A 23066-nucleotide genomic window follows, 5' to 3' on the forward strand; every position below is an offset into this window, starting at 1 on the left:
AGGCCGCTTGCCCATGGAACATCGTGTCCAAGGCATATAATATCCTGCTATGGCAAAGATCGAAGCGTCACGTCCGTCATCCGTTCTCGAACTCCTGACCGGACACTTCCATGAAGGATCGGGCTATCGCATTGTCCGCCGCGATGGTGTCGGCGACTGGCTGCTCATCGCTACAGTCAGCGGCAAGGGCCGCTTCGGCCATGCCGAGGGCGAGCTCGTCGTCGAAGCGGGGGATTGGGTGCTCATCCGCCCCGGCACACCGCATGACTATGGCGTCGAAGCTTCGTTGAAGCAGTGGGAGCTGCTCTGGGCCCATTTCCAGCCGCGTGCGCACTGGCTGCCATGGCTCAACTGGCCGGCGGTCGCGCCGGGTCTCATGAAGCTCGCTATTCGCGACGGCAGCACGATGGACCGCTTCAGCGAGGTCCACCGCCTTTTCACCGGCGATCTCCGGCGACGCGAGGCCTTCGCCATGAATGCACTCGAGGCCTTGCTCCTCGAGTGCGACCGCCAGAACCCGCTGGCCGCCACCACCGGCTATGACGATCGCATCCGCCGGGCGATGGACTTCCTTGAACGCAACCTGGGCCGGAAGACCACGCTCGCCGATATCGCCCGCGCGGTCGGCCTCTCTGCTTCACGGCTTGCGCACCTGTTTCGCGAGCAAACCGGCCAGACCCCGCAGCAGTACCTCGAAGCCCTCCGGATGCAGCGTGCGATCGAGCTGCTGCAGAGGACCGGATTCAGCATCAAGCAGATCGCCGACATAGTCGGTTTCGACAGCCAGTTCTATTTTTCCCAGCGCTTCAAGGCGCGGACGAAGCAGAGTCCAAGCAGCTTCCGTGCCGCTGCGTCGCCTTCCGGAGAAGGTCCCGGCCGCTGACCTTCTTGTTCTTTGCCGCTTGCCTAGGCCCGCTCTTCTTGCCTAAGCAAGACTCTGTGTTGGTGCGGAGCAGTCGTGGTCACGCTCAAGGAAATCGCGAAGGCCGTGGGCGTCTCGTCGGCGACGGTGTCGCGCGTGCTCAATTTCGACCAGACGCTTTCGGTGACTGCCAAGACGAGGCAGGCGATCATCGAAACTGCCGAGGCGATGAAATATGAGACGCCCCGGGCGCGCAATCGCGCCTATCAGCAGGGGCTAAGCAAAGTCGCGCTGGTGCACTACCTCAGGCCCGAGCAGGAGCTTGTCGATCCCTACTATGTCGGGCTGCGCCTGGGGATCGAGAGCCGCTGCCACGCCCTCAAGATCGAGACCATCAAGGTCTATCACACCGACAGGCTGCCGGAGGCCTCGCTGCTGCGGGGTGCCTCCGGGATCATTGCCATCGGCCGGCACGACGAGAGCGAGATTGCCTGGCTTAGACAGCACAACCGTAATCTCGTCTTTGCCGATTTCAGCCCACCGACCGACGAATTCGATTCCGTCGAATCGGACCTGATGCTCGCGACCAGGAAGCTCCTGCAATCGTTGTCGCGGGCAGGGTACCGCCGAATCGCGTTCGCCGGGTGGGTCGATGTCTACGACGGCCTTGCGCCCACTCAGCCGGAGCGGCGGTGTCGCGCCTACATGCAGTGGGCAAAGGAAGCCGGCGTCTTCGACGAGCGCATCTGTATGACCGGGAGCAAGACGGAAGAGAGCGGCTACGAGCTGACGCGCAAGATTCTGTCGGAGAGGGACCGGCCGGACGCGCTCATCACCGCCAACGACAACATGGCGGTTGGCGCCTACCGTGCCATCCACGAGATGGGCCTCAGCATTCCCGACGACATTGCAGTCGCCAGCTTCAACGACATCTCGGTCGCCCAGTTCATGAGTCCGCCGCTCACCACCGTGCACCTCCCCGCCGAGGAGATTGGCGAGAGCGCGGTCGAGCTCCTGCTCGAGCGGATTGGCGGGCGCGAACTGCCCAAGCGCGTCACGCTCGCCACCAGTTTGCGCTGGCGTGGCAGCACCCGGGCCTTGCCTTCCTGACCCCGAACTAAATATTTACTGAAAACTTGCGCACCGCATCTGCCGCCGCTAACAATGTCTCAGCGGCGAGGGAAGAGGCCGCTTGGTGTGGAGGACATCATGATGCATTTTTCGACCCCGCATGGGCCGAGGCGACTGGCGTTGCTGGCTCTGCGCTGAGCCAATCCTGGCGTTTCGATAACGTCGTCGACTTCGCCGGCTGGCTTCGGGCGCACCGAAGCGCTGCTGGCATCGACGGTCAGTCCTAGCCCCAGTGGCAGTGCGTCCTGAAGGACGCCGCACTGGCGGCAGAGAGGGGGAAGATGTCGGGAACGGATACGCCCTTGCGGCGAAAGTCCCTGCTAAGGCAACTCGCAGACAGCAAGATCCTCTTGCTCATGTGCGTTCCAGCGGTCGTATTCTTCGTCATCTTCAACTACTGCCCGCTCCCCGGAGCGTGGATCGCATTCACGAACTTCAACTACCGCGACGGGATTTTCGGTAGCCCGTTCGTCGGGTTCAAGAATTTCGAATTCCTCATCAAATCCGGGCAGCTCTGGATGCTGACGCGGAACACGATCCTCTACAACCTCGCCTTCATCGTGTTCGGCAACATCCTGCAGATCGCCATCGCGATCATGCTCAATGAGATCCGGTCGACCTTCTTCAAGAAGATCAGCCAGGCGGCGATGTTCCTGCCGTTCTTCATCTCGGCCGTGCTCGTCGGCGTCATTGCCTTCAACCTCCTCAACTACGACACCGGCGCGCTGAACGCCCTGATCAAGCAGACCGGCGGCGACCCGATCAAGATCTACAGCGTCGCTGGCGCGTGGCCGCTCATCATCATCATGGTGCACCTGTGGCAGTCGACCGGCTACGGCTCGATCGTCTACTTCGCAGCGATTATGGGCATCGACCGAAGCCTCTACGAGGCGGCCACCGTCGACGGCGCCTCCGCCTGGCAGCGCATCCGCTACGTGACGCTGCCGAGCCTCAAGCCGACCTTCATCATCCTGGTGCTGTTCTCGCTGGGCAGCATCATGCACGGCAATTTCGGGCTGTTCTGGAACCTGATCGGCAACAACGCCTCGCTGTTCAAGATGACCGACATCATCGAGACCTCGGTCTACCGGATGGTGCTGTCGCAGAACAACTTCACCACGTCCACGGCCGTCGGCCTCTACCAGTCGCTGTTCGGCTTCGCTCTCGTCATGACCGCGAACTGGATCGTGCGCCGGATCAACAAGGACTACGCGCTGTTCTGATGACCGATCAAACCAGCAACGACAGCATCATCGTGGGGTCAGAGGGCGTCGGTATCGGGCCGGCGAAACCTAGGGCGATCAAGCTCGACAGTAGCGACTACGTGCTCCAGACGATCTCCTACGTCACGATCACGCTGTTCGCGCTGTTCTGCCTCGTGCCATTCGTCCTGATCGTTTCGGCCTCGTTCTCGACCGAGTCGACGATCATGAAGACTGGTTTCGGCCTGTTGCCGAAGGACTTCACCTTCGCGGCCTACGAGTGGATCTTCAAGGCCCCAAGGCAGATCATCGGCTCGTACGTCGTCACCATCACGATGACCGTGTTCGGCACAGCGATCGGCCTCTTCGTCATCGCGATGACGGGATACGCGCTCAACCGGAAGGACTTCCCCTTCCGCAACCACATCTCGTTCTTCATCTACTTCACGACGCTGTTCTCGGCGGGCCTTGCGCCGACCTTCCTATGGATCGCGCGCGATCTTGGTTTGAGGGGCAACTACCTCGCGGTCTTCCTGCAGCTGCTGATGAGCCCCTGGCTCATCATCCTGATGAAGAACTTCATGCGGACCGTGCCCTACGAGATCATCGAGTCCGGCAAGGTCGACGGCGCCGGCGATTTCCGGATTTTCGCGCAGCTGTGCCTGCCGATGATGAAGCCGGCGCTGGCGACGATCGGCCTGTTCCTCGCGCTCAGCTACTGGAACGAGTGGTACCTGTCGTCGCTCTATCTAGGCAGCACGGTCGAGTTCAAACCGCTGCAGTACCACCTCTACAACGTCATCAACACGGCCAACGCACTGAAGAACTCGGTGGCCGGCTCCAATGTCAGTGTCACCGACCTGCCCAGCAACACCCTGAAGATGGCGAGCGCCGTCGTGGCCATCGGCCCGATCCTGCTGCTCTACCCCTTCATCCAGAAATACTTCGTCAGCGGCATAACCATCGGCGCAGTGAAGGGATGACCGCCTGACCAAGTTACGCGGCCGAGGGAACTGACCGCGAAAAACGCAAAGCAACGAATTCAGAGGAGGAGCCTGAAATGAAAAGAAGGAATGTCGTACGGGTCGGGGCGGCGCTGCTGGCCCTCGGCATCTGCGCGCCGGCGCTGACGGCGAGCGTGCTTGCCCAGGATGCGCCCACCGAAATCACCATGCTGACCATGGGTAACAAGCCCACCAACGGCCGCATGGAGGCGATGCTCGAAAAGCTCAACGAGCTGCTGGTGAAGAAGGCCAACGCCAAGCTCGACATGTTCTTTGTCGAATGGGCCGACTGGCAGACGCAGTACAACGTGCAGCTGCTCTCGGGCGACGACAATGTCGACCTCATCGGCACCGCGACCGACTGGCTCTATGCGTGGGAGAATTCGGAGAAGGGCGCGTTCCTGCCACTATCACCCGAGATGCTTCAGGCCAATGCCCCCAAGACCTGGGCACAGGTCGACGCCGATGGCCATTGGGACCTCACCAAGCTCGCCGACGGCAACATCTACTTCATGCCCGAGGACAACTATACCCAGTACACCAACCACGGTTTCTTCTACCGCGGCGACTGGGCCAAGGAAGCCGGCTTCGAGAACGGCGAGATCACCAAGTTCGAGGACTTCACCAAGTATTTCGAGTGGGTGAAGGCCAACAAGCCCGACGCCTATCCGTGGGACGTCGCGCGCGCCAACGAGGCGGCCCTGACCGGCTACATCCAGGGCCACACCGACTTCCAGACGCTCCAGGGGATCAGCGCCGGCAATTACGCCCCGTTCCACACCAAGGCGTCGGACCCCTACACTGTCACCTCATGGTACATGGAGGGTGACGCCCTGATCGAGGCGGCCAACATCGCCAAGAAGTGGAACGAGATCGGCGTCTGGCGCGAGGACGCGTTGAACTTCGACGGCGAGCCGCGTGAGCTGTTCTACGCCGGCCTCTCGGGCGCCGACCAGCACCACACGCAGACGTTCGTCAACGACATCGTCTATAACATGAACACCAAGCAGCCTGGCTCCGACCCGAAATTCTTCTACTGGGGCAAGGAGAACGGCAACTTCTTCAAGGACATCTTCACGCACGGCGCCATGGCGGTCAGTGCGCACTCCAAGAACCCGGAGAAGGCTCTTCAGGTCTATGACCTGATCCGCAACGACAAAGAGATCTACATGCTGTTCAACTACGGCATCGAGGGGGTCGACTACACCATCAACGCCGACGGTGTGCTGGAACGCCCGGCGGACTGGGACTCCTCGACGATGGCTCTCGGCACCGATTATTGGTGGGGTCGCACGGACGAATTCGAGCCGAAGCTGGCCACTCAGGCGCCTAACAAGGACGCTATCATCGCTGAACTTGCCGCCACAGCGAAGGACTACCCGTATTCGACGCTGCTCATCAATAAGCAGAACATCGATCCGACGCTCGCGGCGATGGCCGGTGTGCTCTCCGAGTACATCCCGCAGCTGCAATACGGCAAGTTCGACGATCCCGCCGCGGCTGTCGCCGAGATGCGCCAGAAGCTGATGGACGCCGGCTACGAAGACGCGCGCGCCTCCATCCAGGCCGACATGGACGCCTGGAAGGCGGCCCGCGGCCTCTAAGCGCCTGACCAGAGGCCGGGCGGTATGCGCTAGCGCGCAGGCCCGCCCGGCCTTCTCGGAGGATAGACGAGTGGACAGCTTGTTTTCGGCGGACTCCGCACTCATGCGCGGCCTGACCAGGCTCGCCGACGTGATCATCCTCAACCTGCTGTTCATCGCCACCTCGATCCCGGTGGTGACGCTGGGCGCCTCGCTGACCGCCCTGAACTTCACCGCCATGCGGATCAGTACCGGCGAGTGCAACTCCGTCACGGGCGACTATTTCCGCTCGTTCCGGCGCAACTTCCGTCAGGCAACCGTAATCGGGCTGGTGCTTGCGCTCCTCATAGGCGTGCTCGCCGCGTGGTATGTCGTCGTGACCAACCTCGCGTTCGGTGCGCTAGCCGAACTCGTGCTGCTGGCGATCTGGTACGTGCTCGCCTTCACCGTCGTGGCGGCGGCGCTCTTCGTGTTCCCGTATCTCGCGAACTTCGAAGGCCGCACGCGCGACGTGCTCCGCAACGCGCGACTGCTGTCGTGGAAGCACCCGCTGACGGCACTGGCCACGCTGGCGCTCATCGCGCTCTGCGTCACGATCACAGTCTTCTACCCGCAGGTGACCGGGTACGGCCTCTTCTGGCTCCTGGTCGGCTTCGCCGGCATCGCCGTGGTCAACGGCTTTCTCTTCACCCGCATCTTCAGCAAGTACATCGCCGCGCAGCGGGCAGATCAGACATAAGGGCCGACGCCTCATGCATAAATTCGAGATCCGCCAGTGGCAGTTCACCCTCGCGGACCAGCCCGACGCGTGGGCCAAGGGGTTCGACGACTCCACCTGGCGCGCGGTCACCGTGCCGCACGACTGGAGCGTCGAGCAGGAATTCTCGCAATCCCATTCAAGCGGCACCGGCTACCTGCCGGGCGGCATCGGCTGGTATCGGGCGCATGTCTCGCTGCGCGAGGTCGGCGATCTCGCCGGCAAGCACGTCCGGCTGGTGTTCCACGGCGTCTACAAGAACGCCCGGGTCTGGGTGAACGGCTACAATGTCGGCGGCCGGCCCTCGGGCTATGCCCGGTTCTCTTTCGATTTGACCGAGATCCTCTCCTACGCCAACAGCGACGACCTCGTCGTGAGCGTCCGGGTCGAGCACACCGACATCTCGGATTCCCGCTGGTACAACGGCACAGGCATCAACCGCCGAGTCGAGCTTGAAGTGCATGAGGCCGTGCGGGTTGCCGAATATGGCACCGCCTTTACCACCGTCGCCGCGGATACCTCCAAGGCCACTGTCCGGATTGCCCAGTCGCTCTGCAACGACACTTCCGCAACCGTGACGGTCGACGTGCGGCACGAGCTACGGTCACTGACCACCGATCGGGTGCACGCATTCATTGCGCAGGCCAGGGTGCCTGCCGAAGGATCGGCCGACGTCGACGTCACGGGTGAGGTTCCACAGCCGGAACTTTGGAGCGACGCCAATCCGAGCCTCTATCGTCTCACCACCACGCTGACCTGGCCGAATGGGAGCGCCACCTACCAGGAAACGGTCGGCATCCGCACCTTCCGCTTCGACCCCGACCATGGCTTCTTCATCAACGGCGAACCGCGGAAGCTCAAGGGCGTGTGCCTGCACGAGGATGCCGGTCCCTTTGGCACGGCGGTGCCCACCGAGGTCTGGCTGCGCCGGCTGCTCACACTCAAGCACATGGGCTGCAACGGCGTGCGCATGGCCCACAATTCCCACGCGCCGGAACTCTACGGGCTCTGCGACGCGCTCGGCTTCTTCGTCATCGATGAAGCGTTCGACGAGTGGGAAAACCCCAAGAACAAGTGGTGGCAGGGTCACAACGTCTATCCGCCGCGCCACCAGGGCTACGCCAACGACTTCCACGAATGGCACGAGCGCGACCTGGTCAACATGGTCGACGTCCATCGCAACCATCCCTCGATCATCGCCTGGAGCATCGGCAACGAGATCGACTACCCTAATGATCCCTACGCCAGCGCCCGGTTCGAGGCGATGACGGGCAACAACGACGCCAATAAGTCGGCCAAGCAACGCGCCTACGACCCAAATCGGCCCGACGCCCGGCGCCTTGCGACGATCGCGCGCCGGCTCACCGACATCGTCAAGCGGAAGGATTCCACGCGGCCCGTGACGGTCGGCTCGGCCTTCCCCGAACTCTCCCGCCATACCGGCTTCCTCGAGCCGCTGGACCTGGTGGGCTACAACTACAAGGAACACCTGTACGAGGCGGATCACCGCCAGTTCCCCAACCAGCCGATGCTCGGCAGCGAGAACTGGCACCGTTACGCCGACTGGCTGGCGGTCGTCCGTAACGACTACATCGCTGGCCAGTTCCTATGGACCGGCATCGACTACCTGGGGGAGACGGGCGGGTGGCCCTGGCATGGCTCCACTGCGGGCCTGCTGACGGTCGCAGGCTTCGGCAAGCACACTTTCCACCTCCGCCGCAGTTGGTGGTCCGACGAGCCCATGGCCTACATCGTGACCCGTCCGCATGGAGGGCAGGCCGAGCAGCAGAACCTCTGGTCGCACCCAGCCCTGTCGCGCCTCTGGGACGGCACTGCCGGGCCAGCCGTCGAGGTCCTCTGCTTCAGCAACGGAGAACCCAGACTGACCTGCGGGGGCGTGGAGCTTCCGCTCACCCGCAACGAGGAGGACGGCTACTGGGTCGCCGCAACCGAGCCGCGCCCCTTCCCCCTGCTGCTCGAGACACGCCGCGACGGTGAGGTTGTCGCAACGGACGAGCTCGGGCCGCGGGGCGATGCGGTCAGGCTCGAGGCCATCGCATGGCAGGCACCTGCCGACGCCGAGCGCCGCTGCGCCGACGCCGGCCTCACACCCGAGGGCATCATTCAGATCGAGTGTACGCTCCGCGACGAGCGCGGCGAGGTGGCTCGCAACGAGAAGGTCGTGACGGCCGAAGTGGACAACGGTGCGCTGCTGGGGCTCGAGAACGGCGACCTCAGCGACAGCACCCCGTACGCCGCGCAGCATCGCCAAACGCTGGACGGCCGGCTCATCGTGTTCGTCCGGCCCAACGGTCGAGCAACCTTGCGACTGAGCGCTCCGGGCCTCCCGGACGTTCGGGTGGAGTGCGGGACCTAAGCAGGCCGGGCGTCGCGTCCTTGATCAGGCCCGCAACGCCTCCATTACCACCGAGAATGCCGGCGAGTTCTGGCGCCGGCTCGGGTAGTATAGGTAGTAGCCGGCGAACATCGGGGACCAATCGTCGAGGACCTGAACCAGTTGTCCCTCCGCGATTTGCCGTTCCACGAGGTTTTCCGGCACGTACGCGATGCCATACCCCTGCAGCGCCGCGTCGATCATCGGGTATGAGGTGTTGAAGGTCAGCTGGCCATCCACTCGCACCCGCAACGCACGGCCGTCCTTCTCGAACTCCCAGGCATAGAGGCTCCCGGACGTGTCGTAGCGCATGCCTATGCAGGTATGAGCGACAAGGTCCTGGGGCGCCTGGGGGATGGGGTGCGTCTCGAAATAGGCGGGAGACGCCACTGCCACCTGACGCCAATCGGGACCGATGCGCACTGCGATCATGTCCTTGTCGAGGCTTTCACCCAGTCGCACGCCGGCATCGAAGCGCTCTTCGACGATGTTTCGAAAGCCATTGTCGCGGCGGAGTTCGAGCTTGATGTCCGGATAATCCTTGAGCACCGGCCCCAGCTTCGGCCAGACGACGCTCTCGAAGGCATGGTCGGACACAGTGATCCTCACGGTGCCGGACGGCTTGTCGCGGAACGACATCAGGCCGTCGATCTCGCCCTCTATCTCCCGGATGCGCGGCGACAGTGAGCGCAGAAGGCGTTCTCCTGCTTCAGTGGGAGAAACGCTTCGGGTGGTCCGGGTCAGAAGCCGCAGTCCCAGGCGCGCCTCGAGCTTGCGGATCGTGTGGCTGACCGTCGACTGCGAGGTCCCCAGTTTCGCCGCGGCCTTCGTGAAGCTCCGCTCCTCGGCGACGGTCATGAACCAGAGCATGTCGGCCAGCTCTTGTCTGCGCATCGGTCGATCTCCCCGCTCGATTTATATCACAGATCGATAGGTCCATGCGAATTCCCATGGCTAATCCGCTGAGCGGCGTCGACCTATGTTGGTGTCCGGAGATCGAAGCTCATGGACGCCACTTACGAGAACAAGCTCGCACGCTCCCCCGCCGCCTGGGGTGCAGTGGTCTCGATGGCATTGTGCGTCGCGGTGCTCATCGCGTCGGAATTCATGCCGGTAAGCCTGCTTTCGCCGATTGCGGGCGATCTCGGTATCACCGAAGGCCAGACGGGCCAGGCGATCTCCATCTCGGGACTATTCGCTGTCGTCACGAGCCTGTTCGTCGCTCACGTGACCCGCAAAATCGATCGGCGCATCGTCGTGCTGTCGTTCTCGGCCCTGCTGATCGTGTCCGGGGCCATGGTCGCGTTCGCCCCCAACTATGCGTGGCTGATGGGGGGCAGGGCCCTGCTTGGCCTTGCCATCGGCGGCTTCTGGTCGATGTCGACCGCCATCGTCATGCGCCTCGTTCCTGACGGTGACGTGCCGAAGGGACTCGCGATGCTCAACGCCGGCAATGCGATCGCAGCGACGATCTCGGCGCCGTTGGGTAGCCTGCTGGGCGATGCGATCGGTTGGCGCGGCGCCTTCTTCTTCGTTGTTCCCTCAGCGGCGCTTGCCCTCGTCTGGCAGTGGATGGTGCTCCCTTCGCTGCCGCCCCGCGGTGCGGAGGGCCAGGGCAACGTATTCCGGCTGCTGAAGCGACCGCCCGTCGCCCTGGGGATGGCTGCAATCATGCTGCTGTTCATGGGCCAGTTCGCCCTTTTCACCTACCTGCGGCCCTATCTCGAAACGGTGACCGGTGTCTCGGTGGCGACCCTCTCCACCATCCTGCTGGTCATGGGATTGGCGGGGGTGGCCGGGACCTGGGTGATCAGCCGCCTCCTCGAGCGGCGCCTGTTCAGCATCGTCGTCACCATCCCCACGGTGATGGCCGTCCTCGCGGTTGCACTCATCCTCTGCAACGGGATGCCGATCGCAGTCGCGGGCCTGCTACTGGCCTGGGGCTTTTTCGGAACCGCAGCGCCGGTAGGCTGGGGCGCCTGGCTGGCGAAGACGCTGCCGGACGACGCCGAAGCCGGCGGTGGATTGCAGGTCGCGATCATCCAGTTCGCCATCACCATGGGCGCCGGAGCGGGAGGGCTGCTGTTCGACTCGGCCGGCTGGTGGAGCCCCTTCGCCCTGGGCGCCGCACTTCTCTGCGGATCTTCGCTGCTGGCCTTCGTGGCGTGGCGCTCGACCCGGCGGATGAACCCATGACTGAGACCAAGGTCCGCCTCGTATTCAACGGCCAGATCACGAGCGCCGCGCTCCACGACAATCCTTCGGCGCGCGACTTCCATTCCATGCTGCCGCTCGACCTCACCATCGACAACTATGCCGACAACGAGAAGATCGCCTACCTTCCGCGAAAGCTCACCGAGGTGGGCAGCGGGCCCTTCGGCAACGAGCAACCAGGTGACCTCTGCTACTACGCGCCGTGGGGCAACCTCGCGCTGTTTTACGCCGGATATCGCTGGTCGCGCGGCCTTATCCGCCTCGGTCGCCTCGAGAGCGGGTTCGAGCCGCTGCTCGTTCGCGGCCGATTTCCGCTGCGGATCGAGCGTGTGGACACCGGTTCCACCACCTAGAATTCAAGGAGAATACCTATGCTCGCAACAGTCCTCCATGCCCCCGGTGACGTTCGCTACGAAGATGTCGCCGAACCGAAAATACTCAAATCCACCGACGCCATCATCAGGCTGTCCTACACCTGCATTTGCGGCTCGGATCTCTGGCCCTATAGGGGTCTCGCAGCCATCACCAGCCCGCAGCACATGGGGCACGAGTATTGCGGCGTGGTGGTCGAGGTCGGCAGCGACGTGAAGACCGTCAGGCCGGGCCAGTTCGTCGTCGGCTCATTCGCCACGTCGGACAATACATGTCCGCATTGCAAGTATGGCTTCCAGTCGTCCTGCGAACAGCGCGAATTCATGAGTGGCGCGCAGGCGCCGCTGGCTCGCGTGCCTCTGGCTGACGGCACCCTCCTGGCGACGGCCGACATCCCCTCGGATGATCTCATTCCGAGTTTGCTGGCGGTGTCCGATGTTCTGGGGACCGGCTGGTACGCGGCCGATGCCGCACGGGTGCAGCCGGGCTCGAGGGTTGCCGTCGTCGGCGATGGCGCGGTTGGCCTCATGGGTGTGCTTGCCGCAAAGCAAATGGGCGCCGAGCAGATCATCGCGATGAGCCGCCACAAGTCCCGGCAGGATCTCGCGCTCGAATATGGGGCGACGCACATCGTCACGGAGCGCGGCGATGAGGGCGTCGGTCGCATCAGGGAGTTGACCGGCGGCGTCGGCGCCGACTCGGTGCTCGAATGCGTCGGCACGAACGAGTCGATGCTGCAGGCGATCAACGCGGCACGACCGGGTGGCTCGATCGGCTTCGTGGGCGTACCGCATGGCGTCGAACTCGATGGCCAGTTCCTGTTCTTCTCCCAGAAGAACCTGCTGGGCGGGCCGGCGCCGGTGCGCCGCTTTCTGCCCCACCTGATGGATCTCGTGCTCACGCGCAAGATCAACCCGGGCAAGGTGTTCGATCTCGAACTGCCGATCGCGGACGTGGCGGAAGGCTACCGTGCCATGGACGAGCGACGCGCCATCAAGACCCTGTTGCACGTCTAGCTTTCGGCAAAGGGACGTTAGATGGAAATTCCGGCGAACGCAGTCGGAATGGCGTGGCGCGCCCTCGACCTAGTACAGTCCCATGTGCCGCTGCAGCGCTGCCGTGAAATGGGCTGAGAGCGCAGCGACCGCCTTCTCCGGGTCGCGCTGGCGGCAGGCGAGGATGATTTCCATGTGCTCCTTCAGCGACCGCAGGGCGAGCGGGGCGGTCAGCTTGCGATCGAGGCGCACGAGGCGCAGGTAGTTGTGCATGCGCTTGTAGCTGGTGTCGATCAGCGGGTTGTTGAGGCTGCCGATGATGGCGTTGTGGAGGATGCGTTCGAGGCTCTCCAGTTCCTCCTTGTTCGCCTCGGTTAAGCCGGCCGCCTCGATCGCCGCGATTGCCGCACGGTGACGTTGCTCCATCTCAGCGAGTTCGCCGTCATCCGCCGTCTCGGCATAAACGGCCACCGCTGCCCGCTCGAGAATGCCGCGATACTGGTACGTGGAGCGGGTAAGCTCGAGCCCCGGCTTTACGAACTGGATGCCCGATCGTGGATGCACGGTGAGCACCCCTTCGGTTTCGAGCACCTTGAGCGCGTCGCGCAGCGGTCCGACAGGAATGCCGAGCAGCTTGACCAGATCGTTCTGCGACAGGAACGCGCCGGCAGGAATCTTCCGGTCGAACAGCGTTTCGAGGATGCGGCGGTAAGCCAGGTCGCTCAGTCGGCCCGCGCCGCCGGTTTCCGCCGTTGCCATCGTCTGTTCGTACCGGGCCACTTGCCTCGCCCCCTGATCTGGTCTATTAGCGTCGCCATCTGATAAATCAGATGGCTCAATTAGTCTATTAGAGACCGATCGCATGCGCATTGTCGAGTTCCGCATTACCCGCTTCCAGTTTGCCCGCGATCGCGTCATCGGCGACAGCCAAGTCCGCGCCGACGACGTGAACATAGCGGCGCTCGAACTGATTGCCGATACCGGCGCGGTCGGGCTGGGGTTTATCCAGACCTTGTTTCATCCGCTACCCGATCAGGCGGAGATCGAGCGTGTATTCCGCTCGGAAGCCTGGCCAAGTCTCGAAGGCCAGCCGCCGGCGGCGCTCGTCCATCGCGTCAGCCGCCCGCGCGGCGGCAACCAGCGTGCATACACGCTGCCCTTTCATGAAGCGCTGCAGGTTGCGCTGTGGGATCTGGCGGCCAAGGAAGTCGGCTTGCCGCTGCACAAGCTGCTCGGCAGCCGCCGCGAACGCGTCGAAGCCTATGCCAGCGGGCTTGATTTCCACCTGAGCGACGAAGAGTTCGCCCGCTTCTTTGCCCACGCCGACGCGATCGGCTACCGTGCCTTCAAGATCAAGGTCGGCAGTCCGGATTTCGACTGGGACCTCAACCGGCTGAAGATCCTCAAGGACGTCGTCCGCAAGGATGCTCTCGTCATGGTCGATGCCAACGAAGCGTGGGGCGCCAAGGAAGCGCTGGTGAAGCTCACCGCCATCCGCGACGCCGGCCACGAGCTGCTCTGGGTCGAGGATCCGATCCTTCGCGACGATTTCGTCGGCCTCAAGATGCTCAAGGACGCGGCCAGCTGGACGCTGATCAATTCGGGCGAATACCTCGATGCCCGCGGCAAGCGGCTGTTGATGGAGGCCGGTGGCACCGACATCCTGAACGTCCACGGCCAGGTTACCGACGTCATGCGCATCGGCTGGCTTGCCGCCGATCGCGGCGTTCCTGTGAGCCTCGGCAACACCTTCCTCGAAGTCGGCATCCACGCGGCCTGCGCGCTGCCGGAGGTGCAGTGGCTCGAATACTCGTTCCAGAACTTCGACCACCTGGTCGACCAGCCCGTCGAAATCCGTCACGGCTGGGCCTACGCGCCGGACCGGCTGGGCCACGGCCTCGTGCTCAACGAGACCGCCCGCCGCGACTGGGCACGCCCAACGCTTTTGCCGCGCACCGAACTCGGCGAGGCCCCGCATAACCCGCGTGTCAGCAACAGCCAGCGCGCGGCCGAATAACCACAACGCTCTAAGTGGAGGAGACCACCATGAAGCTTCTGCGCATTACTGTTGCGCTTTCGGCGATGTTCGCCGCGAGCGCAGCACTCGCCCAGGAAATCACCGTCTGGGCCGACGCAACCCGCCAGCCGGCCGTCGAGGCGTTCATCGCCGCGCATCCGGAAGTGAAGGTGAACCTCGTCGTCGACGATGGTTCGTCAGGCGCCTCGGGCACCTTCCAGACCAAGATCGGCCTTGCCGATCAGGCCGGCGAAGGCTGGCCGGACGTGGTGTTCTCGACCCAGAACAACGACGCCGCCTGGGTCTCGCGCGAGACCAATGGCGTGCAGCCCTTCGCCCAGGTGCTGAACGAGGGCTTCCTCGACCAGGCCTTCCTCGATGGCTTTACGCCGGGCGCGCTCGACCCCGTCACCATCGACGGCAAGGTCTACGGCCTCCGCAATGACCTCGCGCCGGTGCTGTTCTGGTACAACCAGGCCCTGCTCAAGGAATTCGGCTACGACGCCCCCAAGACCTGGGAAGACTACCAGGCGCTGGGCGACAAGCTCGCCGCCGATCACCCGGGCTATTTCCTCGGGGGCATCGGTGATGCGTTCGAAGGCCCCTACATCTACTACTGGTCCGGCCAGGCGCCGATCTTCCAGGTCGAAGGCGAGACCTTCAAGTCGGACACCTCCGCGCCGAACTCGGTCAAGGTGAGTGCGCTCATCGACCATATGGTCGCCAACAAGACCCTGACGCTCGACAGCGTCTTTGGTGCCAATTTCGTCGCCACCGCCGACAAGCTCGTCGCCATCCCGGGCCCGGCCTGGTACGCAGGCGCGCTCTTCCAGAACCCGGGCGGCGTCAATGCCAAGGCCGGCGACTGGGTGGCTGCCGAGCCGCTCTCCTGGACGGACGGCGACAAGGTGACCGGTAACGTGGGCGGCGGCGTCTGGTATGCCTCCAGCCACACGACCCAGCCCGATGCGGTCAAGACCTTCCTGCAGTTCATCGTCTCCGACGAGAAGACGGCTGGCACCGGCGGTCTGCCGGCCTACAAGTCGGCTGCCGAGAAGTGGCTCGATGCGCAGGCGGCCAGCGGCTTCTACTCCGGCGACTTCAAGGCGGCGATCTCGGCTGCGGCGTCCAGCGTCTGGAGCGGCTGGGGCTACCCGAACTTTTCGCCTGAAACCGCATGGGCCAAGGTCATCACGCCCGGCCTCGCCGCAGGCAAGACCATGACCGACCTCGCTGCCGACTGGCAGCAGGAGATGAAGAACGAAGCTCAGGTCGTCGGTTACACCGTCGAATAATCCGAGCAAGGGTCCCGGAGTCTGCCAACTTGACTAGTCTCGACCAATCCGCTGTCCGCCCGCTCGAGGGCGGGCAGCGGCCCAGAGCGCGAAACGGCAGTGTTGAACGGGCGCAGCGCCGTATCGGCGTTGCGTTCGCCGGGCCCTACACGCTCTTCCTGATGTTCTTCGGCATCATGCCGGCGCTCTATGCTGTCTATCTGGCCTTCACCAAGAAGGGCGCCTTTGTCGGCTTCGCCAACTTCGCCAAGGTCTTCAAGGACTACCGCTTCCTGCCCGCGGTCGAGCATGTCGGCATCTTCCTCGTCGTCTGGCTGATCCTGCTGGTGGTCCTCGTCGTGGTGCTGGCGCTGCTGGTCCATTCGATCGGCATCCGCTGGCTCTCGGGCAGCATGCGCTTCGTCTACTACATTCCCGGAGCTCTCGCGGGCGCCTCGAGCGTCATGCTGTGGCTCTTCGTGCTCGACCCGACGGTCAGCCCCGTCTCGTTCCTGCTGGAGGGTTTGGGCATCACTTCGCTGGTGGGCGCCGTCGAGGCCACCCGGCTGCCCTTCGTCCTCGCGGTCATCGCGTTCTGGACCGGTGCCGGCGGCTGGATCGTCGTGATGTACGGCGCGCTCAACAACATCAGCAAGGATGTCATCGAGGCCGCCCGCGTCGATGGTGCCGGCGCCATCCGCATCGCCTGGTCGATCCAGATCCCACTGATGCGCAAGTGGATCGCCTATATGGTGATCCTGTCCTTCGCCGGCGGCACCCAGCTCTTCGTCGAGCCGCGCGTCCTTTCCCAGGCGAGCCGGGGCGTGGTTCCCCTGGACTATTCGCTCAACCAGCTCGCGTTCCTCTACGCGTTCAAACAGAACGACTTCAACGGCTCGGCGGCGATCTCGCTGGTGCTGCTGGCTGTCGCGCTGGTGCTTTCCATCGTCTTCGTCTTCAAGGGTGGTCTCTTTGAGCGCGCCTAGTTCGGATTTCGTCGGCGGGCGCGCCCAGGATCTGTCGCCGGGAGCGTGGCTCGGCCGCGTCTTCGGCATCCTGCTGCTCATCGTCTTCGCCCTGTTCTTCATCGTGCCGCTCCTGTGGCTGCTGGTCGCCCCAACCAAGACCGACCGACAACTGCTGCTCGAAGCGCCGTTCGCCATCGGCGATCTCGGCACGCTCTTCGCCAACTGGCAGAGCCTCGTCTCCTTCCAGGGCGGCCTGATCTGGACCTGGATCGGCAACTCGGCGTTCTACTGCATCGCGGCGCTGGTGATCACGCTGCTCATCTCGATCCCGGCCGGCTACGCCATGGCGCTCACCGAATTCCGCGGCCGCAGGGCTTTGCTGGCGACGACGCTCGTCGTCATGCTGGTGCCGAGCACGGCGCTGGTGCTGCCGATCTTTCTCGAGCTGAGCGCGGTGCGGCTGATCGGCAATCCGCTCGCCGCCATCCTGCCGTTCTCGTTCTTCCCGTTCGGCGTCTACCTCACCTACATCTACTTCTCGACGGCGGTGTCCCGCGATCTTCTCGACGCGGCACGCATTGACGGCGCCAACGAGTTCCAGGTGTTCATGAAGATCGCGATGCCGCTGGCGACGCCGGTCATCGCGCTGGTCGGCTTCTTCAACTTCACCGGCAACTGGAACAACTACTTCCTGCCCTACGTGACGCTACCGGGCCGCAAGGCGCCGATCCAGGTTGGCCTCGCCGAACTGCTGTCGAACGTGCCGTCGTTCAACCCGACCAATGCCGCGTCCACGACGATCTCGCTCTCGGCGCTGGCGCTTGCCACCTTGATCGCCATCGCCCCGGTGATGATCGTGTTCCTCTTTGCCCAGCGCTACCTGGTCTCGGGCATGACCGCCGGCGGCACCAAGGAGTAGGCAATGGTTGAACGCATGGGCATGGTGATCGGCGTCAAGCCGGAGAAGCTTGCCGAGTACAAGCAGCTGCACGCCGAGCCGTGGCCGGAGATGAATGCGGCGCTTTCTGCCGCCAACATCCGGAATTACTCGATCTACCTGCGCGAGCCAGAAAACTTGCTCTTCGGCTACTGGGAATATGCCGGCACCGATTATGCGGCCGACATGAAGATCCTCGGCGAGCTTGCGGTGACCAAGCGCTGGCTGGCGCTGACCGATCCCTGCCAGGCCCGCCTCGCCTCTGCCCCCGACACCGAGTGGTGGAGCATGATGCCGGAAGTCTATCACCTCGATTAGGAGGCCCTGTTGGTCGATCTCTACCAGGAGACGCTCACGCGCCGCGCCGTCGCTGAACGTTCGGGCATGCTCTCGCAGTTCGCAGGCGTCCGCCTGATGACACTCGAGGATGGCGTCGAGCGCGGCATCCGCCTGCTCGAGTTCCGCACCGGCTCGGGCCTGCGCTTCACCGTGCTGGTCGATCGCGCCATGGACATCGCCGATTGCGAGCACAATGGTCGGGCCATCGGCTGGCACTCCCCCGCGGGGTTCCGCCATCCGGGCCTCCACGAGTACGAAGGGGAGGGCGGGCTCGCTTGGGCGCGCTCGTTCTCGGGGCTACTGGTCACCTGCGGCCTCGACCACATCCTGTTCATGAACGAGGTGTCGGCCGAGACCTACGTCTATTCGCCGAAGCAGACCGTGAAGCACTCGCTGCATGGCCGCGTCGGCACCATTCCCGCGCGCCTGACCGGCTATGGCGAGCGCTGGGAGGGTGAGCGCTGCATCCTCTGGGCCGAGGGCGTCGTGCAGCAATCCGCCGTGTTCGGCGAGGACCTGCACCTGATCCGCCGCATCGAGGCCGATGTTGGCGGCAACGAGATCCGCCTCAGTGACCACGTCGCCAATCACGGCTTCTACAAGACGCCGCACATGTACTGCTACCACATCAACGTCGCCCACCCGGTGCTCGATGAGGGCTCGCGCTACCTCGCGCCAATCAAGGACGTGGTCTGGGCCGCCCACGCCGGGGACAGCTACCGCAAGCAGGGCGTCGGCTATCGCACCCTGCCGGCACCGCAGCACGATTTCCACGAACAGGTATGGCAGCACGAGCTCGGCGCCGATGCCAATGGCGAGCAGCACGTGGCGCTGGTCAACGACCGGATAGGCCTCGGCTTCGAAGTGACCACCCGCAAGGACCAGTTCCCCTGCCTCTATGAGTGGCAGAACCTGCAAGCCGGCCAGTATGCGCTCGGCATTGAGCCCTCGACCCACCACGTGCTCGGCAACCAGGCGGCCCGAGATCGCGGCGAGATGATCTGGCTGCAGCATGGCGACGAGCGTCGCTACGACACGACGTTCCGCGTCCTGCCCGATGCTGCCGCCATCGCCGCCTCGGAAGCCCGCATCCGCGCTATCTCCGGCCAGCCGGACGACGACTACCCGACGCCGTCCAACAACCACCTGCTGATAGCGGGGCGGTCATGAGTGGCGATCACTTCGGCTCCATTGCCGGCAAGACCATTCTCTACACTGGCGCCGCCGGCGGCCTCGGGCTGCAGACCACGGTCAATTTCCTCAAGACCGGTGCCCGGGTCGTCGCCATCGACAACAATGCCGAGAAGGTGGCAGCGCTGCGGGAAGCAGCGGCCGGCCTCGATGGCCTCACCGTCGGCACACTCGATCTCTCCGATCTCGCGGGCCTTCGCGCCGGCCTCGAGAAGCTCTCCGCCGAAGTCGGCGGCTTCGACATCGTCATCAACAACGCCGCGATCTATCCGTCAAAACCGTTCGAGCAGTACATGATCGAAGAGATGCAGCTGGTCCAGCGCATCAATGTCGATGCCGGTATTGTCTGCGTGCAGGTGGCGTTGCCGCACATGAAAGCCACCGGCCGTGGCCGCATCATCAACATCGCCTCGGTCACCCTCTCGGGCGGCTGGTCCGATCTCACACCTTACGTGCAGTCGAAGGCGGCGCTGGTCGGGCTCGCCCGCTCATGGGCCCGCGAGTTCGGCAAATACGGCATTACCGCCAATGCCGTCTCGCCCGGCGCCTTCCCGACCGATGCTGAAAAGATCCACCCCGATCTCGCCGCCTACGAGAAGCGCATCTACGACCACCAGGCGATCCAGCGCCGCGGCACGCCCGAGGATATCTCGAACATCCTGATGTTCCTCGCCTCCGACGCCTCCTCGTTCATCACCGGCCAGACCATCAACGTCGATGGTGGCTGGGTCATGCACTAACACCGAAAGACCACGTCATGGGTATCCTCAGCGGCTATCGCGTCCTAGATTGCTCCATCGCCATGGCCGGCCCGTTTGCGGCACAGCGTCTGGGCGATCTCGGCGCCGATGTGGTGAAGGTCGAGCCGGTGACCGGCGAGTGGCAGCGCCACACCGCTGCCGGCGGCGCCCGCGGCAACAAGGTCAACGTCTCGTTCCTCTCGCTCAATCGCAACAAGCGCTCGCTTGCCGTGGACCTCAAGGACCCCGATGGCAAGGCCGTGTTGCTTGAACTGGTGAAGACCGCCGACGTGTTCCTGCAGAACTATCGCCCAGGCGTCGCCAAGCGCCTCGGCGTCGACTACGAAACGCTGTCGAAGATCAACCCGCGTCTCGTCTACGTCTCGATCTCCGGCTACGGCGAGGATGGCCCCTACCTCAACCGCCCTGGGCAGGACCTGGTGCTGCAGGGCATGTCCGGCGCCATGCTGTCGGCCGGCCGCGAGGGCGAGCCGCCCAACGCGGCGGGCCAGTATCTGGTCGACGGCATCACCGCCTACACCGCCTTCGAGGGCGCGCTTGCTGCACTGCTGCATCGCGAGCGGACCGGCGAGGGCCAGTTGGTGCAGGTCAACATGCTCGACGCCATCACCACCATCCAGATGCAGGAACTGTCGGTCTTCACCGTCGGCAACAAGCCGCAGGTCCGCTCCGCCGAGCCGCACGCCCATGTCTATATCCGCGCGCCCTACGGCGCCTTCGCCACTTCGGACGGCTTCATCATCGTCGCCTTCCCCAAGCTCGCCAATCTCGGCCAGACCATCGGCGAGCCGAGCTTCCTCGATATGGACGACGAGGTGGACACCTGGACCCGTCGCGACGAGATCTTTTCGAAGACCCGCGACCGGCTGAAGACCAAGACCAGCGCCGAGTGGCTGGAACTGCTGCGTGCCGCCGACATCTGGTGCGGCCCGGTCTACGGCTATGCCGACCTCGTCGAAGACGAGCAGATCAAGCACAACGGCACCTTCGTCGAGTACGACCACCCGACCGAGGGTCATGTGAAGACCCCGGGCTTCCCAATCCGGTTCTCCAAGACCCCGAGCAAGGTAGAGCGTGGCGCGCCGGTCACCGGCCAGCACAGCCGCGACGTGCTGCTCGAGGCCGGTTACGACGACGCCACCATCGAGCGGCTACTAGCCAAGGGCGCGGTGGCAGAGAACGGAGCATGAGCGCATGAGCGACAACATCCTCGTCGAGCGCGACGGTCACATCGGCATCATCACCATCAGCCGGCCCGAAAAGCTCAACTCCATGACGCCCGAGATGGCCAATGCGCTGGTTGCTGCCGTCAATGCGTTCAACATCGACGACCAGATCCGCTGCGTCATCCTGACCGGGGCCGGCGAGAAGGCCTTCTGCGCCGGCTCCGACATCCGCACCCTCGACGACTACGAGACGCCGTGGGCGTTCCGCAATCGCCCAGACTATTGCGATGCCATTCGCGCCCTGCTGAAGCCCTCGATCGCCGCGGTCAACGGCTACGCCTTCGGCGGTGGCCTCGAAACCGCCATGACCTGCGATATCCGCATCGCTTCGGAGAACGCCAGCTTTGCCGCCCCCGAGATCAAGCTCGGCTGGATCGGCGGCGGCGGCATGGCGGTCAACCTCGCCCACGCAGTGGGTCCCTCCAATGCCGCGCTGATGATCATGACCGGCGACCCGATCGATGCTGCAACCGCCGAGCGCTGGGGCCTCGTCAGCCGCGTCGTCCCGCAGGCCGATCTCCTCACCGAGGCCAGGAAGATCGCCGCTGCCATCGCTGCTCGCGCGCCCATCGCCGCAGAGACAGCCAAGCTCAACCTGCGCGCCGCGTGGGAAATGTCGATCGCCGACGCCATCACTTACGAGCGCGACCTTCAGACCATCTGCTTTGCCACCGAAGACGCCCGCGAGGGCCGCGCCGCCTTCAAGGAAAAGCGCACCCCGGTATTCAACCGGCGGTAATGGTCATCGGCCCGACCGATATGTATGTTCCGCGCATGTCCGCTTTGGCGGCGGCCAAGTGGAAGCGGGATGAGCCAGAGCGTTTTCGACGTACTTACCATCCCCTTTCAGGATGGCCTGATTGAGCCGAAGAACGCCTTCGTGCTTCGGGGCGATTTCAGTGCATCGCTGAAGCAGACGTTCGGCCAGGAGCTGGTCGGGGAACAAACCTACAAGCCGGCCTACGAGCGCATGCGGAGTGGCGGCCTCAGGGTGACGACCCGGCTAGAGGGCACCTATGAGGTCGGGCTTTGCGTGCTGACGCCGCACCGGCTGGAAAACTACGCTAACATCGCTCGCGGCCACTCCCATCTCGCTCCGGGCGGAACCCTCGTCTGCGCCGGGCAGAATACCATCGGAGCCGCCACCTACGAAAAGGCGGTCGCCAGGCTTACCGAGATCCGGGGGCGCGTCTCCAAGGCCAAGTGCCGAGTCTTCTGGATGACGCGAAGCGCCGATGGCGACCGCGACCAGACCTGGACCGAATGGTTGTCACTCGGCGAGCCGAAGCCGATCGCCGGCGGTGCGTTCAAGTCAGTTCCGGGCATCTTCAGCTGGGACCGGATCGATCCCGGATCGGACTTTCTTCTCGCCAACCTGCCGCGAGGCATCGAGGGGGTGGTTGCCGATCTGGGGGCAGGGTGGGGATACCTCAGCGCGTCGCTGCTGAGCCGCTATGATCGTATCCGGCAGCTCGATATGTTCGAGGCGGAAAAGCTGGCGCTGGACCTTGCCGAAGACAATCTGGCGGCAGCGGCGGCCGGACGCTCGGTCGGCTATCACTGGTCCGATGTCCGCGATGGCGTCGGCCGCGGCAAGTATGATTGGGTGGTCACCAATCCGCCGTTCCATCGGGAAGGCGCGCAGGATGTCGATCTGGGGGTCAGGTTCCTGAGCGTCGCCGCCGAGGCACTTCGCACTGGCGGCCATCTCGTCTGCGTGGCGAACCGGCACCTGCCCTACGAGCGGGAGTTGCGATCATCCTTCTCGACTACGTCCGTCCTGGCCGAGAACGGCAGCTTCAAGGTTCTTCTCGCCAGGAAGTAGCGGCTGGCATGCG

22 protein-coding genes are annotated in these 23066 nt (G+C 64.1%); 20 read left to right on the forward strand and 2 right to left on the reverse strand.

All coding sequences use genetic code 11. The features are described 5' to 3' along the window. Positions 1-49 precede the first annotated feature (49 nt). The 7 genes from AC1DV8_RS02240 (at position 50) to AC1DV8_RS02270 (ending at position 8916) form a co-directional block, all read left to right on the forward strand. The gene (locus AC1DV8_RS02240; protein ID WP_477156316.1) at positions 50-883 is read left to right on the forward strand and encodes an AraC family transcriptional regulator; all 834 of its coding nucleotides are present in this window, start codon (positions 50-52) and stop codon (positions 881-883) included. Positions 884-958: 75 nt separating this feature from the next. Beyond that, on the forward strand, positions 959-1972 hold the full coding sequence (locus AC1DV8_RS02245; protein WP_477148123.1) for a LacI family DNA-binding transcriptional regulator: 1014 nt from the start codon (positions 959-961) through the stop codon (positions 1970-1972). A 377-nt stretch (positions 1973-2349) separates the two neighbouring features. Then, positions 2350-3216 carry an ABC transporter permease gene (locus AC1DV8_RS02250; protein ID WP_477156317.1) on the forward strand — a complete coding sequence of 289 codons (867 nt, stop codon included), beginning with the start codon at positions 2350-2352 and terminating at the stop codon, positions 3214-3216. Further along, a complete protein-coding gene (locus AC1DV8_RS02255) occupies positions 3216-4178 on the forward strand; it encodes a carbohydrate ABC transporter permease (protein ID WP_477156318.1) in 963 nt (320 codons plus the stop codon). The genes AC1DV8_RS02250 and AC1DV8_RS02255 overlap by 1 nt, the downstream gene beginning before the upstream one ends. 77 nt (positions 4179-4255) lie before the next feature. Then, positions 4256-5803 (forward strand): DUF3502 domain-containing protein, encoded by a 1548-nt coding sequence (locus AC1DV8_RS02260; protein WP_477148120.1) that lies wholly within the window; start codon positions 4256-4258, stop codon positions 5801-5803. A 70-nt stretch (positions 5804-5873) separates the two neighbouring features. After that, positions 5874-6521 (forward strand): YesL family protein, encoded by a 648-nt coding sequence (locus tag AC1DV8_RS02265; protein ID WP_477156319.1) that lies wholly within the window; start codon positions 5874-5876, stop codon positions 6519-6521. Positions 6522-6534: 13 nt separating this feature from the next. Then, entirely contained in the window at positions 6535-8916 is a 2382-nt protein-coding gene (locus AC1DV8_RS02270) for a glycoside hydrolase family 2 TIM barrel-domain containing protein (protein WP_477156320.1), read from the forward strand. A 24-nt stretch (positions 8917-8940) separates the two neighbouring features. Here the strand turns inward: AC1DV8_RS02270 and AC1DV8_RS02275 are convergent, their stop codons facing one another. Further along, a complete protein-coding gene (locus AC1DV8_RS02275) occupies positions 8941-9828 on the reverse strand; it encodes a LysR family transcriptional regulator (protein ID WP_477156321.1) in 888 nt (295 codons plus the stop codon). 111 nt (positions 9829-9939) lie between these two features. On the opposite strand from AC1DV8_RS02275, the gene AC1DV8_RS02280 reads away from it, so the two are divergent. From AC1DV8_RS02280 to AC1DV8_RS02290, 3 genes are read left to right on the forward strand one after another with little or no spacing between them, the layout of a single operon-like run. After that, positions 9940-11130, forward strand: a complete 1191-nt coding sequence (locus tag AC1DV8_RS02280) for an MFS transporter (protein ID WP_477156322.1) — start codon at positions 9940-9942, stop codon at positions 11128-11130. Then, positions 11070-11501, forward strand: a complete 432-nt coding sequence (locus tag AC1DV8_RS02285) for a cyclophilin-like fold protein (protein WP_477156384.1) — start codon at positions 11070-11072, stop codon at positions 11499-11501. The genes AC1DV8_RS02280 and AC1DV8_RS02285 overlap by 61 nt, the downstream gene beginning before the upstream one ends. Positions 11502-11519: 18 nt before the next feature. Further along, on the forward strand, positions 11520-12536 hold the full coding sequence (locus tag AC1DV8_RS02290; RefSeq protein WP_477148115.1) for a zinc-dependent alcohol dehydrogenase family protein: 1017 nt from the start codon (positions 11520-11522) through the stop codon (positions 12534-12536). A 69-nt stretch (positions 12537-12605) separates the two neighbouring features. Here AC1DV8_RS02290 and AC1DV8_RS02295 read toward each other — a convergent pair whose 3' ends face one another. Further along, positions 12606-13295 (reverse strand): GntR family transcriptional regulator, encoded by a 690-nt coding sequence (locus AC1DV8_RS02295; RefSeq protein ID WP_477156323.1) that lies wholly within the window; start codon positions 13293-13295, stop codon positions 12606-12608. A gap of 82 nt (positions 13296-13377) precedes the next feature. Here AC1DV8_RS02295 and AC1DV8_RS02300 point away from each other — a divergent pair, with 82 nt between their 5' ends. The 10 genes from AC1DV8_RS02300 (at position 13378) to AC1DV8_RS02345 (ending at position 23053) form a co-directional block, all read left to right on the forward strand. Next, entirely contained in the window at positions 13378-14532 is a 1155-nt protein-coding gene (locus AC1DV8_RS02300) for a mandelate racemase/muconate lactonizing enzyme family protein (protein ID WP_477156324.1), read from the forward strand. Positions 14533-14561: 29 nt separating this feature from the next. Continuing rightward, positions 14562-15827, forward strand: a complete 1266-nt coding sequence (locus AC1DV8_RS02305) for an ABC transporter substrate-binding protein (RefSeq protein WP_477156325.1) — start codon at positions 14562-14564, stop codon at positions 15825-15827. A 29-nt stretch (positions 15828-15856) separates the two neighbouring features. Next, on the forward strand, positions 15857-16792 hold the full coding sequence (locus tag AC1DV8_RS02310) for a carbohydrate ABC transporter permease (RefSeq protein WP_477156326.1): 936 nt from the start codon (positions 15857-15859) through the stop codon (positions 16790-16792). Then, positions 16779-17693 carry a carbohydrate ABC transporter permease gene (locus AC1DV8_RS02315; RefSeq protein ID WP_477148110.1) on the forward strand — a complete coding sequence of 305 codons (915 nt, stop codon included), beginning with the start codon at positions 16779-16781 and terminating at the stop codon, positions 17691-17693. Before AC1DV8_RS02310 ends, AC1DV8_RS02315 begins: the two co-directional genes overlap by 14 nt. A 3-nt stretch (positions 17694-17696) precedes the next feature. Next, positions 17697-18029 carry an L-rhamnose mutarotase gene (locus AC1DV8_RS02320; protein ID WP_477148109.1) on the forward strand — a complete coding sequence of 111 codons (333 nt, stop codon included), beginning with the start codon at positions 17697-17699 and terminating at the stop codon, positions 18027-18029. A gap of 9 nt (positions 18030-18038) precedes the next feature. Further along, complete coding sequence (locus AC1DV8_RS02325) at positions 18039-19220, forward strand: aldose 1-epimerase family protein (RefSeq protein WP_477148108.1); 1182 nt, start codon at positions 18039-18041, stop codon at positions 19218-19220. After that, positions 19217-19981: an SDR family NAD(P)-dependent oxidoreductase gene (locus tag AC1DV8_RS02330; RefSeq protein ID WP_477148107.1), complete on the forward strand. Its 765-nt coding sequence runs from the start codon at positions 19217-19219 to the stop codon at positions 19979-19981. The genes AC1DV8_RS02325 and AC1DV8_RS02330 overlap by 4 nt, the downstream gene beginning before the upstream one ends. A 17-nt stretch (positions 19982-19998) precedes the next feature. Then, positions 19999-21192, forward strand: a complete 1194-nt coding sequence (locus AC1DV8_RS02335; protein WP_477148106.1) for a CaiB/BaiF CoA transferase family protein — start codon at positions 19999-20001, stop codon at positions 21190-21192. A 4-nt stretch (positions 21193-21196) separates the two neighbouring features. Then, entirely contained in the window at positions 21197-21967 is a 771-nt protein-coding gene (locus AC1DV8_RS02340; RefSeq protein WP_477148105.1) for an enoyl-CoA hydratase/isomerase family protein, read from the forward strand. 69 nt (positions 21968-22036) lie between these two features. Next, on the forward strand, positions 22037-23053 hold the full coding sequence (locus tag AC1DV8_RS02345; protein ID WP_477148104.1) for a class I SAM-dependent methyltransferase: 1017 nt from the start codon (positions 22037-22039) through the stop codon (positions 23051-23053). Positions 23054-23066: the final 13 nt, after the last annotated feature.

Source organism: Devosia sp. P3_B2 (assembly GCF_056402875.1).

What these genes read in the sequence shown, in the direction of transcription:
- AC1DV8_RS02270 (WP_477156320.1), top strand. Translation starts at nt 6,535, where the DNA reads ATGCATAAATTCGAGATCCGCCAGTGGCAGTTCACCCTCGCGGACCAG.
- AC1DV8_RS02340 (WP_477148105.1), top strand. Translation starts at nt 21,197, where the DNA reads ATGAGCGACAACATCCTCGTCGAGCGCGACGGTCACATCGGCATCATC.
- AC1DV8_RS02335 (WP_477148106.1), top strand. Translation starts at nt 19,999, where the DNA reads ATGGGTATCCTCAGCGGCTATCGCGTCCTAGATTGCTCCATCGCCATG.
- AC1DV8_RS02250 (WP_477156317.1), top strand. Translation starts at nt 2,350, where the DNA reads ATGTGCGTTCCAGCGGTCGTATTCTTCGTCATCTTCAACTACTGCCCG.
- AC1DV8_RS02330 (WP_477148107.1), top strand. Translation starts at nt 19,217, where the DNA reads ATGAGTGGCGATCACTTCGGCTCCATTGCCGGCAAGACCATTCTCTAC.
- AC1DV8_RS02290 (WP_477148115.1), top strand. Translation starts at nt 11,520, where the DNA reads ATGCTCGCAACAGTCCTCCATGCCCCCGGTGACGTTCGCTACGAAGAT.
- AC1DV8_RS02260 (WP_477148120.1), top strand. Translation starts at nt 4,256, where the DNA reads ATGAAAAGAAGGAATGTCGTACGGGTCGGGGCGGCGCTGCTGGCCCTC.
- AC1DV8_RS02345 (WP_477148104.1), top strand. Translation starts at nt 22,037, where the DNA reads ATGAGCCAGAGCGTTTTCGACGTACTTACCATCCCCTTTCAGGATGGC.
- AC1DV8_RS02275 (WP_477156321.1), bottom strand. Translation starts at nt 9,828, where the DNA reads ATGCGCAGACAAGAGCTGGCCGACATGCTCTGGTTCATGACCGTCGCC.
- AC1DV8_RS02305 (WP_477156325.1), top strand. Translation starts at nt 14,562, where the DNA reads ATGAAGCTTCTGCGCATTACTGTTGCGCTTTCGGCGATGTTCGCCGCG.
- AC1DV8_RS02280 (WP_477156322.1), top strand. Translation starts at nt 9,940, where the DNA reads ATGGACGCCACTTACGAGAACAAGCTCGCACGCTCCCCCGCCGCCTGG.
- AC1DV8_RS02255 (WP_477156318.1), top strand. Translation starts at nt 3,216, where the DNA reads ATGACCGATCAAACCAGCAACGACAGCATCATCGTGGGGTCAGAGGGC.
- AC1DV8_RS02320 (WP_477148109.1), top strand. Translation starts at nt 17,697, where the DNA reads ATGGTTGAACGCATGGGCATGGTGATCGGCGTCAAGCCGGAGAAGCTT.
- AC1DV8_RS02240 (WP_477156316.1), top strand. Translation starts at nt 50, where the DNA reads ATGGCAAAGATCGAAGCGTCACGTCCGTCATCCGTTCTCGAACTCCTG.
- AC1DV8_RS02300 (WP_477156324.1), top strand. Translation starts at nt 13,378, where the DNA reads ATGCGCATTGTCGAGTTCCGCATTACCCGCTTCCAGTTTGCCCGCGAT.